This window comes from Ectothiorhodospira shaposhnikovii, from assembly GCF_016584105.1.
In the GTDB taxonomy this organism is placed as follows: domain Bacteria; phylum Pseudomonadota; class Gammaproteobacteria; order Ectothiorhodospirales; family Ectothiorhodospiraceae; genus Ectothiorhodospira; species Ectothiorhodospira shaposhnikovii.
Genome location: NZ_NRSM01000034.1, coordinates 20,796 through 35,192, shown reverse-complemented (window position 1 = coordinate 35,192; position 14,397 = coordinate 20,796). Strand labels below are relative to the sequence as shown.

The following is a 14,397-nucleotide window of genomic DNA, read 5'->3' as shown; positions in this document are numbered from 1 at the left end:
AGTACATCGAGATGGAGTACAACAGCGACCGGCTCCACTCGTCCCTGGGGTACATCACCCCTCAGCAACATTTTTTAGCGGTTGCTGCTTAATCCGTGTCCGCTGCGACTTGACCAGAACAAAAAAGCAGGAACCGTTGTTGGCCTAATATCTTTAAACGCAGGATTTTAATCATATGCTGACCCATACCCCCTCATCTCCCTTGAAGATGAGGGGGGCAACGTCATCACCGCCCCAGTCGCTCCAGAAGGAACGATTCCAGCGCCGCCACGGGGACCATGGTGGCCTCTGCATCCCGGCGGCCCTTGTACTCCACCTCGCCCGCATCCAGGCCCCGTTCGCCCAGCACGATCCGGTGCGGGATGCCGATCAGCTCCATGTCCGCGAACATGACCCCGGGCCGGGCGTTGCGGTCGTCCATGAGTACTTCGATACCGGCCGCCTGCAGGCGCTGGTACAGGTCCTCGGCGGCTTCCCGCAGACGCTGGGACTTGTGGGCGTTGATGGGGCACAGGGCCACCTGGAAGGGGGCCAGGGCGGCGGGCCAGATGATGCCCCGTTCGTCATGGTTCTGCTCGATGGCCGCGGCCACCACCCGGGAGACACCGATGCCGTAGCAGCCCATGGTGACCACCAGGGAACGGCCCTGCTCGTCCAGCACGGTGGCATTCATGGCCTTGCTGTACTTGTCCCCCAACTGGAAGATGTGGCCCACCTCGATGCCGCGGCGGATCTCCAGGGTGCCCTGGCCGTCCGGGCTGGGGTCGCCGGCCGCCACGTTGCGCAGATCCGCCACCGTGGGCAGGGGGACGTCCCGCTCCCAGTTGATGCCGAACAGATGCTTGCCGTCCTGGTTGGCGCCGGCGGCAAAGTCGCTCATCATCGCCACCGACCGGTCGACGATGCAGGGGATGGGCAGGTTGACGGGGCCGAGGGAGCCGGGGCCGGCACCGATCACCGCGCGGATCTCCGCCTCCCCGGCCATGCGCAGGGGGGAAGCCACCTGGGGCAGTTTTTCCGCCTTGAGGGCATTGAGTTCATGGTCGCCGCGCACCACCAGGGCGATGAGCTGGGTGGCGGTTTCTTCCGAGGCGGCCACCACCAGGGTCTTGATGGTCCGTTCGACGGGCAGGTCATGGCCGTCGACCAGTTCCTGGATGGTACGCACGTTGGGGGTGTCCACCATGCGCATGTCCTCGGTGGGGGCGGGCCGTTCCCCGGTCGGGGCCACGGCTTCGGCCAGTTCCACGTTGGCGGCATAGTCACTGCTGTCGGAGAAGGCGATGGCATCCTCGCCGGAGGCGGCCAGTACGTGAAATTCGTGGGATTTGCTACCGCCGATGGAGCCGGTATCCGCATGCACGGCGCGAAAATCCAGGCCGCAGCGCTGGAAGATGCGGGAGTAGGCGGCGTGCATCAGGTCGTAGGTTTGTTGCAGGCTCTCGGTGTCGGCATGGAAGGAGTAGGCATCCTTCATCAGGAACTCCCTTGCCCGCATGATGCCGAAGCGGGGGCGGATTTCGTCCCGGAACTTGGTCTGGATCTGGTAATAGTTCACCGGCAGTTGGCGATAGCTGTTCACTTCACGCCGCACCAGGTCGGTGATCACCTCTTCGTGGGTGGGGCCGAAGCAGAAGTCACGATCGTGACGATCCTTCAGCCGCAGCAGTTCGGGGCCGTACAGTTCCCATCGCCCCGATTCCTGCCACAGTTCCGCCGGCTGCACCGCCGGCATCAGCACTTCCAGGGCGCCGGCCCGGTTCATCTCTTCGCGCACGATGGCCTCCACCTTGCGCAGCACCCGTAATCCCAGGGGCATCCAGGTATACAGGCCGGAGGCCAGACGGCGCACATAGCCTGCCCGCAGCATGAGCTGGTGGCTGATCACTTCGGCGTCGGCGGGGGTCTCTTTCAGGGTGGCAAGAGGGAACTGGGATACACGCATGCAGGACTGTCCGGATTGTGGGAATAGGGATCACGCAATTTATCATGAACCGGGCCGGGATGATTTCCGGCGGGCGGGTCTGCGGCGGACATTTTCTCCAATGTCCCGGCGGTGTCCGACCGGTTGTCTCCCGGACATGAGCAGGTAGTCAGTATCAGCGAGCTGGCTCAGTCACAGAACTCACTGATCTGCGCCTGAGTTTCCTGGATTCTTTCCTGTCGTTCCTCCTCTGTCAGGGCGCGGTGCTCGCCTTGTTCGACAATCAGGATTCGTCCTCCCTGCTGTGTCAGTGTCTCCATGTTACGCCGGGCCTGACTGCAGTTTTCACTCCGAATCCTGGCGGCCTCGGCCTGCAGGTGTTGTTGCTGCGAGGCTTCCCGTCGGCTCTGGGCGCGTTCATCCATTCCTTGAATCTGGGCTTCCAGTCGCTCACGGGTGGTTGGGTCAGGGCGGCTGACCGAGGGGGAAACCCTTTGCGCCGGGACGCCGGTAGGAGGAACTTCACCGAAATGCGTGACGCCCTGTTCGTCGGTCCATCGGAAGAAGTCCCTTGCCATCACGGTTTGCAGGCTTAGGGCCGGGATGATCATCAGGATCAGCATGGCGTGGCGCAAGGGGAAGTGCAGGATGCCGCTGTTCATCGTGAAAGAACCCTTTGTTGTCTGACCTTAGTCTAGCAAAGCTTGTCTCCGCTGATTCCCCGTGACTGGGTTTTGATGCCGAGGGATTCATGCTAAATTAGAAAAAACTAATATTGTGTGTCTTTAGCCCGACTGCCTGGCTAAGACACCATCGTCACGGAGTGCTCCAACATGATCCACCCTGGCCTGCGCCGGTTATTCCTCGGATCCCTCATTTTCTGGGCCGCAATCGCCTCTGCCGATCCTGAATTGGCCACTGCCCCTGCCTCCCGTCATGTGTTGCCCGCCGAGCAGGTCTTTGATGGTCGGGTGGAAGCGGTGCAGCAGGCCACGGTGTCGGCCCAGACCAGCGGCCGGGTCATGGAAGTCCTGTATGACGTGGACGATTTCGTAGAGGCGGGGGCGCTCATCATCCGTCTGCGGGACACCGAACAGCGTGCCCGTCTGGATCAGGCCGAGGCCGGCCTGCGGGAATCCCAGGCCCGCTTCAACGAGGCCCGGACCGAGTTTGATCGGGTACAGGGCATCTTCGAGCGCCAGCTCATCTCCCGTGCCGAGATGGACCGGGTCACCGCCGCGCTGGAAGCGGCTCGTGCCCGCCTGGAGTCCGCCCGCGCAGCCCGTGACGGCGCCCGGGAGGAACTGGACTACACCCAGGTGCGTGCTCCCTACGCGGGCATCGTCACCCGGCGTCATGTGGAGGTGGGCGAGAGTGTCAGTCCCGGTCAGCCGCTGCTGTCGGGCATCTCCCTGGAGTTTCTGCGGGTGACCACCGAGGTTCCCCAGCGCTTCATCAACCCGGTGCGCCGATATCAGAGTGCCCGCATCCTGCTGGAGGACCAGTCGCCGGTGACCGTCAGCCGGCTTACCTTCTTCCCCTATGCCGATCCGGCCACGGCTGCGTTCCGGGTCCGGGCCGAACTGCCCGACCGGACACCGGGCCTGTTTCCCGGTATGTTCGTGAAGGTGGCCTTCACCGTGGGCGAGCGTGAGGCCCTGCTGGTACCGGCCACGGCGGTGGTTCGGCGCAGCGAGGTCTCCGCGGTCTATGTGGTGGATGACCAGGGTCGTATCAGCCTGCGCCAGGTGCGCACGGGGAGAACGGAAGGCGACGGGCAGGTGGCCATCCTGGCGGGTCTGTCCGAAGGCGAGCAGGTGGCCCTGGATCCCGTCGCCGCCGGCGTGGTTCTCAAGAACCGGCAGCGGGAGGCGGCACGATGAACGGGACCGCAAAGGACGCCGGCGCCATGGGGATCTCCGGGCGTATCGCCAAGGCCTTTTTGACCTCCCAGATCACGCCCCTGCTGGCGCTGGTGGCACTGCTGATGGGGCTGTTCGCCATTCTGGTGACCCCCCGCGAGGAAGAACCCCAGATCAATGTCACCATGGCCAACGTGTTCATTCCCTTCCCCGGTGCCTCGGTGGAGGAAGTGGAGCAGCTGGTGAGCATCCCGGCCCAGCAGGTGCTGTCCGAGATCGAGGGCCTGGAGCATGTCTACTCGGTATCCCAGCCCGGTCTGTCGGTGATCACGGTCCAGTACCAGGTGGGGGAGCCCCGCACCGATGCCATCGTGCGGCTCTACAATCAGGTCTTTTCCAATCAGGACTGGTTGCCTCAGGGGCTGGGGGTGGGGCAACCCATCATCAAGCCCAAGGGGATCGATGATGTGCCCATCCTGGCCTTCACCCTCTGGACCAAAGACCCTGCCCGGGGTGCCCATGAGCTGCTGCGGGTGGCCCACAGTCTGGAAACCGAACTCAAGCGGGTGTCGGGCACCCGGGACATCTACACCATCGGCGGTCCCGACCATGTGGTCCAGGTGCGGCTGGACCCCCAGCGGGTGGCCGGTTTCGGCCTGAGCCTGGAGGATCTGCGTCATGCCCTGCGGGCCGGCAATGTCTCCCGCGATGCCGGGGCGCTGGTGCGGGATGACCTGGAGATCCCCCTGCAGGCCGGTCGGTTCCTGTCCAGCGAGGCGGAGGTCGCCGCCCTGGTGGTGGGCGTCCACGAGGGCAGTCCCGTCTACCTGTCGGACGTGGCCCAGGTGCGTCAGGGGCCGGCCATGCCGGACAATTACGTGCGCTTCGGCTGGGGCGTGGGCGCCGGCAACGACTTCGTGCCGGGCCTGACCGAACCCGCGGTGACCATCGCCGTGGCCAAGCAGCCGGGTACCAACGCGGTGGATATCGCCGACCGGCTCATGACCCGCATGGAGCAGCTCCGGGGTACCCATATCCCCGAAGGGGTGGAGGTCACCGTCACCCGCAACTACGGCGAGACCGCCGACGCCAAGGCCCGGACCCTGATCCAGAAGCTGATCCTTGCCACGGCCTCGGTGGTGATCCTGGTGTGGCTGGCCCTGGGCTGGCGGGAGGCCTTTATCGTCGGCACCGCGGTGGTCATCACCCTGGCCCTGACTCTGTTCGCCTCCTGGGCCTACGGCTTCACCCTCAACCGGGTTTCCCTGTTTGCCCTCATCTTCTCCATCGGCATCCTGGTGGATGATGCCATCGTGGTGGTGGAGAACATCCATCGCCACATGCAAATGGGCAAGAAGAAGCTGCTGGAGGCCATCCCCCTGGCGGTGGACGAGGTGGGTGGTCCCACCATCCTGGCCACGTTCGCCGTTATTGCGGCCCTGTTGCCCATGGCCTTCGTCTCCGGGTTGATGGGGCCTTACATGAGCCCGATTCCCATCAATGCCAGCATGGGCATGCTGCTGTCCCTGGCGGTGGCTTATGTGGTGACGCCCTGGATGACCTACAAGTTATTGCGGCGTCAGGCGGAACAGCAACCCCCGGCACACGGGGGCAAGGGTCATGACGGCGGTGAGGCCGCCGCCGGCTGGATGCAGCGGGGTTCCGAGGCCATCCTTGGACCCTTCCTGCGGGGCAAGGGGGCGCGGATGCGCCGTTGGGGCCTCTACGGGAGCATGGTGCTGTTGATCCTGGGTTCCGTTTCCCTGGCCTATTTCCAGGTGGTGGTGCTCAAGATGCTGCCCTTTGATGACAAGTCCGAATTCCAGGTGGTGGTGGACATGCCTGAAGGCACCAGCCTGGAGCGCACCGCCTGGGTGCTGCGGGAAATGGGCGAATACCTGGCCACGGTGCCGGAAGTGCGGGACTACCAGGTGTATGCGGGCACCGCCTCGCCCATCAACTTCAATGGTCTGGTGCGCCAGTACTACCTGCGGGAGGGCGGACATCTGGGGGATATCCAGGTGAATCTGGTGGATCAGAAGGAGCGTCATCGCCAAAGTCACGAGATCGCCCTGGACGTGCGCGGCCCCCTGCAGGAGATTGCCACGCGCCACGGCGCCGCCCTGAAGGTGGTGGAGGTGCCGCCGGGGCCGCCGGTGCGTGCCCCCATCGTGGCGGAGATCTACGGCCCCGATTACGAAGGTCAGATCCGGGTGGCGCGTCAGGTCAGGGCCCTGTTCGAGTCCACCGAGGGTGTGGTGGATGTGGACGACTCGGTGGAATATCCCGGTCCGCGCCTGATCCTGGAAGTGGACCGTGAAAAGGCGGCCCGGCTGGGTGTGGCCCAGGACCAGATCGCCCACGCCGTGGACACGGTGATCCGGGGCGAGGACGTGAGCTTCCTGTTCGGTGCCGGGGTCAAGTACGCCGTGCCCATCCGGCTGGAGTTCGACGCCGCCGACAAGGCGGAGCTGGATACCTTGCTGGCGTTGCGGGTACGGGCCAGGGACGGTGCCCTGGTGCCCCTGTCGGAGCTGGTCAACGTGGTGGAGACCACCCGGGAGCGGTCCATTCATCACAAGGACCTGCTGCCGGTGGTCTATGTCACCGGCGACATGGCCGGGCGTCTGGACAGTCCTTTGTACGGCATGTTCGACCTGTTCTTCCAGTTGCGTGACCAGCCCCTGGCCCTGGGCCGTCCTCTGGATCAGTATTTCATCAGTCAGCCGGAGGACCCTTACGTCTACAGTCTGAAGTGGGACGGGGAGTGGCAGATCACCTATGAGACCTTCCGCGACATGGGTCTGGCCTATTCGGTGGGGCTGGTGCTCATCTACCTGCTGGTGGTGGCCCAGTTCCGTTCCTACGTGGTGCCGCTGATCATCATGGCGCCGATCCCGCTGACGGTGATCGGTGTCATGCCCGGTCACGCCCTGCTGGATGGGTTGTTCATGGACGCCAAATTCACGGCCACCTCCATGATCGGCATGATCGCCTTGGCGGGAATCATCGTGCGCAACTCCATTTTGCTGGTGGATTTCATCAACCAGGAAGTGGCCCGTGGCATGGCCCTGGAGGAAGCGGTGATCCGGGCGGGGGCGGTGCGTACCAAGCCCATCGTGCTCACCGGTCTGGCGGCCATGATCGGCGCCGGGTTCATCCTGACCGATCCCATCTTCAACGGTCTGGCCATCTCCCTGATCTTCGGGGTACTGGTCTCCACGGTGCTCACCCTGCTGGTGATTCCGGTGCTGTACTACAGCTATCTGAGAGGACGCACGGACTGAAGCGGAGACCCATCGCGCCTCCCGGAACCCTAGCGGTTCTCGCCTCTGGACACTGCCATCAATATCCGGTCCAGCCAGCGTGTCGGCAGGATGCGCCGCAGGGTGCCGAACAAATACGTAGGCACCGTCACGTAGTACCTGGCCCGGGGGCGGGGGCTTTCCAGGGCGTGGATCAGTTTTTTCACCACCGCCTCCGGGGGCAGGGTGAAGGGGGCGGCCGGCCCCGGCTTGGTCAGACGCCGTTCCGCCGCCTGGTATTTTTCCCGGAAGACGCTGTTGTCCCGGTCAATGTGGGCCAGGAAGGCCTGATGGGCATTGGCTCGAAAGCGGCTGGTGATGGGACCGGGTTCAATCAGGGAGACGTGTATGCCGCTGCCGTGGAGTTCCATGCGCAGGGTGTCGGTGAGTCCTTCCAGGGCAAACTTGGAGCAGGTGTAGGCACCGCGAAAGGGCAGGGCGATCAGGCCCAGCACCGAGCTGTTCTGCACGATGCGCCCCTCGCCCTGGGCCCGCATCACCGGGATCACCCGGTTGGTCAGGTCCAGCCAGCCCAGCACGTTGGTCTCCAGCTGTTTGCGCAACACCTCCCGGGACAGATCCTCCACCGCCCCCGGTTGACCGTAGGCGCCGTTGTTGAACAGACCGTAGAGTCGTCCGCCGGTGGCAGCGAGGACCGCCTCCACGGCGGCGGCAATGGAGTCCGGATCATCCAGATCCAGGGGCAGGGCTTCGAAGCCCTCCTGTTGCAGCCGTTCCACGTCTTCCGCTCGTCGGGCGGTGGCAAACACCCGAAAACCTCGTTCCCGCAGCATTCGGGCGGCGCAATGGCCGATGCCGGAGGAACAGCCGGTGATGAGCACGGATCTGGGGGATGTGTTCAATGGTGGTCTCCTAATACGTCAGCACCACAACCCCGTCCTCCACCGCCTCGCCGATGAAGGCCCCGCCGCCGCGCTTGCCGTCCAGCTCCGGGATGGCATTGTCGTCACTGAGCTCGTGCTCCGCCATGGCACCGGCACAGGCATAGAACTTCACCCCGGCCTCGTGGGCGTCCCGCATGAAGTCATAGACGGACTTCGTCCGCTGTTTGCCGGTGTAGAGGTTCTCCGCCACTCCCTGCTTGAGCAGCTGGGTGGTTTCGGCCGCGAAATAAATCTCCACTTCCAGATCCATCGCCGCCGCCACGGCGGCCTGGAAGAAGGGCGCCCCCAGGGTCCCGGGGGCCTTGAGGCTGGTGTTGAGAAGCATGATGATGACCTTGTCTGCCATGGTGTCATTGCCTGGTGGAAGGAGGGCTGGAAATTTTCCTGATCGTCCCCATATGCAACCAGGCACCATTTCTCCGGTGCCGTGAAACACTTTGCGGATATAATCCGGACCTGTCCAGATTTCTGCCCCTGGGGTATTGACCATGCCGATCTACGAATACGAATGCAATGCCTGCGGCCACCGCCTGGAGGCCATCCAGAAGTTTTCCGACGCCCCCCTGGTGGATTGCCCCGAATGCCACGGTGCCACCCTGCAGAAGCAGGTTTCGGCCCCTGCCTTCCGTCTGGGCGGCAGCGGCTGGTACGAGACCGACTTCAAGAACGGCAACAAGAAGAATCTCAAGGATGACGGCAAGGCTCCGGCCTGCGGCGCCGACAGCAAGTCCGGCGGTGGCGCTGACGCCTGCGCCGCCTGCAAGGCCGCGAGCTGATCCCCCTTGAACCCCATCTCCACAGGACCGTTGCATACCTTCCGGCGCTATCTGATCGCCGGACTGGTGGTGTGGGTGCCCTTGATCACCACCGTGGTGGTGATCAAGTTCATCGTCGAGATGATGGACCGCACCCTGTTGCTGTTGCCGCCCCCCTGGCGGCCGGAAAACCTGCTGGGTTTCACCATCCCCGGTTTCGGCATCGTCGTTGCCCTGGTGATCGTCTTTCTCACCGGATTGGTGGTGGCGAACCTGGTGGGACGCAAGCTGGTGGATCTCTGGGAGGCCATCCTGGCCCGGATTCCCCTGGTGAGCACCATCTATTCAGCGGTAAAACAGGTGATGGAGACCTTGTTCGGCGCCGGTGGGGATTCCTTTCGCAAGGTGCTGCTGATCGAGTATCCCCGCAAGGGGGTCTGGACCCTGGGCTTCCAGACCGGCAGCGGCATGGGCGAGGTGCAGGCCCGCACCGAGCGACAGGTGGTGAGTGTGTTCGTGCCCACCACCCCCAACCCCACCTCGGGTTTCATCATCCTGGTGCCCAAGGAGGAGGTGATGGAGCTGGACATGAGCGTGGAGGACGGTCTCAAGTTCGTCATGTCTTTGGGGGTGGTGGTGCCCCGTTATCCTCCCAAGGGGAAATCGGGCTGAAGGCCCGCCGCCCGGGCGTTTACTCCGGCGCATCGAACCCCTTACCATTACCCGTTTTCCCCAGAACCGAATCAACCAGCGAAGGCAAGACATGCGTACTCATTACTGCGGCACCGTCGATGAATCCCTGCTCGACCAGGAGGTGACCCTGTGCGGATGGGTCAACCGTCGCCGTGACCATGGGGGCGTCATCTTCGTCGACCTGCGGGATCGGGAGGGTTTGGTGCAGGTGGTGTTCGATCCGGACCGGGCCGAGGTATTCCGGACCGCCGAACGGGTTCGCAGTGAATATGTGCTGCAGGTGCGCGGCAAGGTCCGCCGCCGTCCGGAGGGCACGGTCAACACCGATCTGCGCACCGGTGCCATTGAGGTGCTGGGCACCGAACTGACCGTGCTCAACGCCGCCGAGACGCCGCCCTTCCAGCTGGACGAGGATGAGGTGGGCGAGGAAACCCGCCTGCGCTACCGCTACATGGACCTGCGCCGTCCGGTCATGCAGACCCGCCTGCGCATGCGCGCCCAGGTGACCGGGGTGCTGCGCCGATTCCTGGAATCCCACGGCTTCCTGGATATCGAGACCCCCATGCTCACCAAGGCAACCCCCGAGGGTGCCCGCGACTACCTGGTGCCCAGCCGCACCCATCCCGGCAGCTTTTTCGCGCTGCCCCAGTCGCCCCAGCTGTTCAAGCAGCTGCTGATGATGTCCGGCCTGGACCGCTACTACCAGATCGTGCGCTGCTTCCGCGACGAGGACCTGCGCGCCGACCGCCAGCCGGAATTCACCCAGCTGGATATCGAGACCTCCTTCATGGATGAAGAGGCCATCATGACCCTCATGGAGGAGATGGTGCGCGAACTCTTCGCCCAGGTGCTGGAAGTGCCCCTGCACACCCCCTTCCAGCGCATGACCTATGCCGAAGCCATGCACCGCTACGGTTCCGACAAGCCGGATCTGCGCATTCCCCTGGAGCTGGTGGATCTCACCGACGTGATGGCCGAGGTGGAGTTCAAGGTCTTCTCCGGTCCCGCCACGGACCCCAACGGCCGGGTGGCTGCCCTGCGCCTGCCCAAGGGTGGCGAGGTGTCCCGCAAGGAGATCGACGACTACACCAGCTTCGTCGGCCGCTACGGTGCCAAGGGGCTGGCCTACATCAAGGTCAATGACATCAACGCCGGGCGCGAGGGGCTGCAGTCCCCCATCCTCAAGTTCCTGCCGGACACGGTGGTGGTGGAGATCCTTAACCGCACCGGTGCCGAGGACGGCGATCTGATCTTCTTCGGCGCCGACAAGACCCGGGTGGTAAACGAGTCCCTGGGGGCCCTGCGGGTCAAGCTGGGTCACGACCGGGGTCTGGTGGAGCGGGGCTGGCGGCCCCTGTGGGTGGTGGACTTCCCCATGTTCGAACTGGACGAGAAGGAAGGCCGCTGGGTGGCCCTGCATCACCCCTTCACCGCGCCGCGTACCGACGATCTGGCGGCCCTGTCCGAGAATCCGGGCCAGCTGGTCTCCCGCGCCTACGACATGGTGCTCAACGGTACCGAGGTGGGCGGCGGTTCCGTGCGTATCCACAACATGGCCATGCAGCAGGCGGTGTTCGGTCTGCTGGGCATCGGCGAAGACGAGGCACGGGAGAAGTTCGGCTTCCTGCTGGATGCCCTCAAGTACGGCTGCCCGCCCCACGGCGGCATCGCCTTCGGTCTGGACCGTCTGGTCATGCTCATGACCGGCGCCCAGTCCATCCGTGACGTCATGGCCTTCCCCAAGACCCAGACCGCCGCCTGCCCCCTGACCCAGGCCCCGGCCCCGGTCAACGAGGCCCAGCTGCGGGAACTGGGTATCCGGTTGCGGCCGATGGGTGGGGAGAAGAAGGAGGGCTGACCTCTTCACCAAGGAAAAAGCCCCTCTCCCGCCGGCGGGAGAGGGGTGGGGGTGAGGGCTTTCCCTTCCCCCTTATGCCCGAATCAAAAACTTCCCTTTGAGTTGATCCCCTCAAAAACCGCACACTGTCCGGGTTCCTGCTAAAAGGAATCCATAAAGATTCACTCAAGACAGGTGACGGGCATGACCGCATTACCCGCGTTCGAAGACCACGACCGGCAGCAGACCCGGTACACCACCTGCTACATGTGCGCCTGCCGCTGCGGGATCAAGGTCACGGTGGAAAATAATCAGGTCCGCTTCATCCAGGGCAACCGCAACCACCCGGTCAACAAGGGGGTGCTCTGCGCCAAGGGCAATGCGGGCATCATGAAACAGCAGTCTCCCGCCCGCCTGCGATATCCCATGCGCCGCAAGCCGGGTAGCGAGCGGGGCAGCGGCGAGTTCGAACCCATCTCCTGGGACGAAGCCCTCGATCAGCTCACCGAACGTCTGGCCCGTATCCGCGCCACCGATCCCAAAAAGCTGGCCTTCTTCACCGGGCGGGATCAGATGCAGGCCCTCACCGGCCTGTGGGCGGCCCAGTTCGGCACCATCAATTGGGCCGCCCACGGCGGTTTCTGCTCCGTCAACATGGCCGCCGCCGGCCTCTATACCATGGGCCATGCCTTCTGGGAGTTCGGCGACCCGGACTGGGAACGCACCAAATACTTCATGCTCTGGGGCGTGGCCGAAGACCATGCCTCCAACCCCATCAAGGCCGGTATCGACACCCTCAAGCGCCGGGGCGCCAAGTTCGTCTCCATCAACCCGGTGCGTACCGGCTATCAGGCGGTGGCCGATGAGTGGGTGCCCATCCGTCCCGGTACCGATGGCCTGCTGGCCCTGTCCATGGTTCACGTCCTGCTGCGCCATGACCGTTTCGACTGGGACTACCTGGTACGCTACACCAACGCCCCCTGGCTGGTGGTGGACACCCCGGGCCAGAAGGGCCACGGCCTGATCCTGCGGGACCGGGATGGCAACCCCCTGGCCTGGGACCTGGAACTGGGAGACATGGTGGATGCTTCCCTGCCGGAGATTCTGCCGGCCCTGTTCGGCGACTACACCGCTCCCGACGGTCGTCCGGTACGCACCGTCATGAGCCTGCTGGCGGAGCGTTATCTGGACGACGCATACGCCCCGGAAAACATCGCCCCACGCTGCGGCGTGCCCGCCGAGCAGATCGAGCGACTGGCCCTGGAGATGGCCCATGTGGCCTTCAGGGAGGCCATCGAGATCGAATGCGAATGGACCGACGCCTACGGTCGTACCCATGATCGTTTCGTGGGCCGTCCCGTGTCCATGCATGCGATGCGCGGCATCTCCGCCCATTCCAACGGCTTCCAGACCTGCCGGGCCATCCACCTGCTGCAGATCCTGCTGGGAACCATCGACGTGCCCGGCGGACATCTGTCCAAACCGCCCTATCCCAGGCATATCCCCCCGGGCATCAAGCCGGCCCGGGACATGGCGCCCAACACACCCCTCAAGAGCCCCCCCCTGGGTTTTCCCACTGGCCCCGAGGATCTGGTGATCGACGCCGGAGGCAATCCCCTGCGTCTGGACAAGGCCTACTCCTGGGACGCTCCCCTGGCCAATCACGGCCTCATGCACATGGTCATCACCAACGCGGTGAAGGGGGATCCCTATCCCATTGACACCCTCATGCTCTACATGGCCAACATGTCCTGGAATTCCACCATGAACACCGCCCAGGTGATGGGCATGCTGCGGGAGAAGGGGGAGGACGGGGAATACAGGATTCCGTTTCTGGTGGTCTCCGATGCCTTCCACGCGGAGATCGTCAATTTCGCCGATCTGGTGCTGCCGGATACCACCTATCTGGAGCGCCACGACACCATTTCCATGCTGGATCGGCCCATCTCCGAACCCCACGCGGCGGCGGATTCCATCCGCCAGCCCGTTCTGGAGCCGGATCGGGACGTGCGTCCCTGGCAGGAGGTGTTGGTGGAGCTGGCGGGTCGGTTGGGTTTCCCCGCCTTCACCACCGGGGACGGTGCCCGCCGCTACGCGTCCTACCAGGACTTCATCGTCAATTTCCAGAAAGAACCGGGCATCGGTTTTCTGGCCGGCTGGCGCGGTGCCCAGGGGCAGAACAGCCTGCGGGGCGACCCCAATCCGAACCAGTGGCAGGAGTACGCGGATCATCAGTGCTTCTTTGTCCATCACCTGGAAGACAGTCAGAAATACTACCGATTCTGTAACCGGGATTATCTCGAACTGGCCCGCCACGCGGGCTGGGTGGGATCCACCGACCCCATCGTCCTGGAGCTCTATTCCGAGACCCAGCAGCGTTTCAAGCTGGCGGGGCAGGGGTTGTATGACGGCCCCATGCCGAAGCGGCCGGAGCACAAGGCCCGTCTGGTGAACCATTTCGATCCGCTGCCCATCTGGTATGCCCCGCTGGAGCAGGGCCGGGTGGACCTGGAGGCCTATCCCTTCCATGCCATCACCCAGCGTCCCATGTTCATGTACCACTCCTGGGACTCCCAGAATGCCTGGCTGCGCCAGATCTGTGCCCAGAATTTTCTCTATATGAACCGGGGCAGGGCGACGTCCATGGGCATCGCGGACCAGTCCTGGGTGTGGGTGGAATCCCACCATGGGCGCATCCGGGTGCAGGTGAAGTTGATGGAGGGGGTGGAGCCGGATACGGTCTGGACCTGGAACGCCCTGGGCAAGCAGTCCGGGGCCTGGGGACTGGCGAGGGATGCGGACGAATCCCGCAAGGGTTTCCTGCTCAATCACCTGATCTCGGAACTGCTCCCGCAACGGGGGGACGGGCTGGACAACGTGACCAACTCGGACCCGATCACCGGGCAGGCCGCCTGGTATGACCTGCGGGTCAGGATCACTCCGGCCAAGCCGGGAGAGGTCGGTGCCTGGCCCCAGTTCGAGCCGGTCAGACCGCTGCCGGGGATGCCCGATTCACCGGATCAGGTGCGATACCAGACCCATCGGCGGGTGAACCTGCGGCGCAGTCTGTGGGATGTGCTGACCCGTGGGAAGGGAAGGGCGTGATTGTGTTGTGC

Annotated in this window: 10 protein-coding genes; 6 read left to right on the top strand and 4 right to left on the bottom strand. The window is 64.2% G+C overall.

What is annotated here, in order from left to right; translation table 11 throughout:
* Window positions 1-226: 226 nt before the first annotated feature.
* Both CKO35_RS15210 and CKO35_RS15205 read right to left on the bottom strand, forming a co-directional pair.
* Window positions 227-1,945, bottom strand: coding sequence for a proline--tRNA ligase (locus CKO35_RS15210; RefSeq protein WP_200176968.1), 1,719 nt, complete (start codon window positions 1,943-1,945; stop codon window positions 227-229).
* Between the two features lie 167 nt (window positions 1,946-2,112).
* Entirely contained in the window at window positions 2,113-2,586 is a 474-nt protein-coding gene (locus CKO35_RS15205) for a DUF4124 domain-containing protein (protein ID WP_200176967.1), read from the bottom strand.
* 171 nt (window positions 2,587-2,757) lie between these two features.
* Here CKO35_RS15205 and CKO35_RS15200 point away from each other — a divergent pair, with 171 nt between their 5' ends.
* Both CKO35_RS15200 and CKO35_RS15195 read left to right on the top strand, forming a co-directional pair.
* The gene (locus CKO35_RS15200) at window positions 2,758-3,807 is read left to right on the top strand and encodes an efflux RND transporter periplasmic adaptor subunit (protein ID WP_200176966.1); all 1,050 of its coding nucleotides are present in this window, start codon (window positions 2,758-2,760) and stop codon (window positions 3,805-3,807) included.
* Window positions 3,804-7,073 carry an efflux RND transporter permease subunit gene (locus CKO35_RS15195; RefSeq protein WP_200176965.1) on the top strand — a complete coding sequence of 1,090 codons (3,270 nt, stop codon included), beginning with the start codon at window positions 3,804-3,806 and terminating at the stop codon, window positions 7,071-7,073. Before CKO35_RS15200 ends, CKO35_RS15195 begins: the two co-directional genes overlap by 4 nt.
* Window positions 7,074-7,102: 29 nt before the next feature.
* On the opposite strand, the gene CKO35_RS15190 is transcribed toward CKO35_RS15195, so the two are convergent.
* Window positions 7,103-7,954: an SDR family oxidoreductase gene (locus tag CKO35_RS15190; protein WP_207143834.1), complete on the bottom strand. Its 852-nt coding sequence runs from the start codon at window positions 7,952-7,954 to the stop codon at window positions 7,103-7,105.
* A 10-nt stretch (window positions 7,955-7,964) separates the two neighbouring features.
* Window positions 7,965-8,342 (bottom strand): DsrE family protein, encoded by a 378-nt coding sequence (locus tag CKO35_RS15185; protein WP_200176964.1) that lies wholly within the window; start codon window positions 8,340-8,342, stop codon window positions 7,965-7,967.
* A 142-nt stretch (window positions 8,343-8,484) separates the two neighbouring features.
* Here CKO35_RS15185 and CKO35_RS15180 point away from each other — a divergent pair, with 142 nt between their 5' ends.
* The 4 genes from CKO35_RS15180 (at window position 8,485) to CKO35_RS15165 (ending at window position 14,386) form a co-directional block, all read left to right on the top strand.
* On the top strand, window positions 8,485-8,772 hold the full coding sequence (locus CKO35_RS15180) for an FmdB family zinc ribbon protein (protein ID WP_200176963.1): 288 nt from the start codon (window positions 8,485-8,487) through the stop codon (window positions 8,770-8,772).
* A 6-nt stretch (window positions 8,773-8,778) separates the two neighbouring features.
* On the top strand, window positions 8,779-9,423 hold the full coding sequence (locus tag CKO35_RS15175) for a DUF502 domain-containing protein (RefSeq protein WP_242467242.1): 645 nt from the start codon (window positions 8,779-8,781) through the stop codon (window positions 9,421-9,423).
* 91 nt (window positions 9,424-9,514) lie between these two features.
* A complete protein-coding gene (gene aspS, locus CKO35_RS15170) occupies window positions 9,515-11,302 on the top strand; it encodes an aspartate--tRNA ligase (protein WP_200176962.1) in 1,788 nt (595 codons plus the stop codon).
* A 183-nt stretch (window positions 11,303-11,485) separates the two neighbouring features.
* The gene (locus CKO35_RS15165) at window positions 11,486-14,386 is read left to right on the top strand and encodes a molybdopterin oxidoreductase family protein (protein WP_200176961.1); all 2,901 of its coding nucleotides are present in this window, start codon (window positions 11,486-11,488) and stop codon (window positions 14,384-14,386) included.
* The last annotated feature ends 11 nt before the right edge of the window (window positions 14,387-14,397 follow it).

Excerpts from the sequence above, each read along its gene's own strand:
- CKO35_RS15185 (WP_200176964.1), bottom strand. The coding sequence starts at position 8,342 with ATGGCAGACAAGGTCATCATCATGCTTCTCAACACCAGCCTCAAGGCC.
- CKO35_RS15210 (WP_200176968.1), bottom strand. The coding sequence starts at position 1,945 with ATGCGTGTATCCCAGTTCCCTCTTGCCACCCTGAAAGAGACCCCCGCC.
- CKO35_RS15180 (WP_200176963.1), top strand. The coding sequence starts at position 8,485 with ATGCCGATCTACGAATACGAATGCAATGCCTGCGGCCACCGCCTGGAG.
- CKO35_RS15195 (WP_200176965.1), top strand. The coding sequence starts at position 3,804 with ATGAACGGGACCGCAAAGGACGCCGGCGCCATGGGGATCTCCGGGCGT.
- CKO35_RS15165 (WP_200176961.1), top strand. The coding sequence starts at position 11,486 with ATGACCGCATTACCCGCGTTCGAAGACCACGACCGGCAGCAGACCCGG.
- CKO35_RS15205 (WP_200176967.1), bottom strand. The coding sequence starts at position 2,586 with ATGAACAGCGGCATCCTGCACTTCCCCTTGCGCCACGCCATGCTGATC.
- CKO35_RS15200 (WP_200176966.1), top strand. The coding sequence starts at position 2,758 with ATGATCCACCCTGGCCTGCGCCGGTTATTCCTCGGATCCCTCATTTTC.
- aspS (WP_200176962.1), top strand. The coding sequence starts at position 9,515 with ATGCGTACTCATTACTGCGGCACCGTCGATGAATCCCTGCTCGACCAG.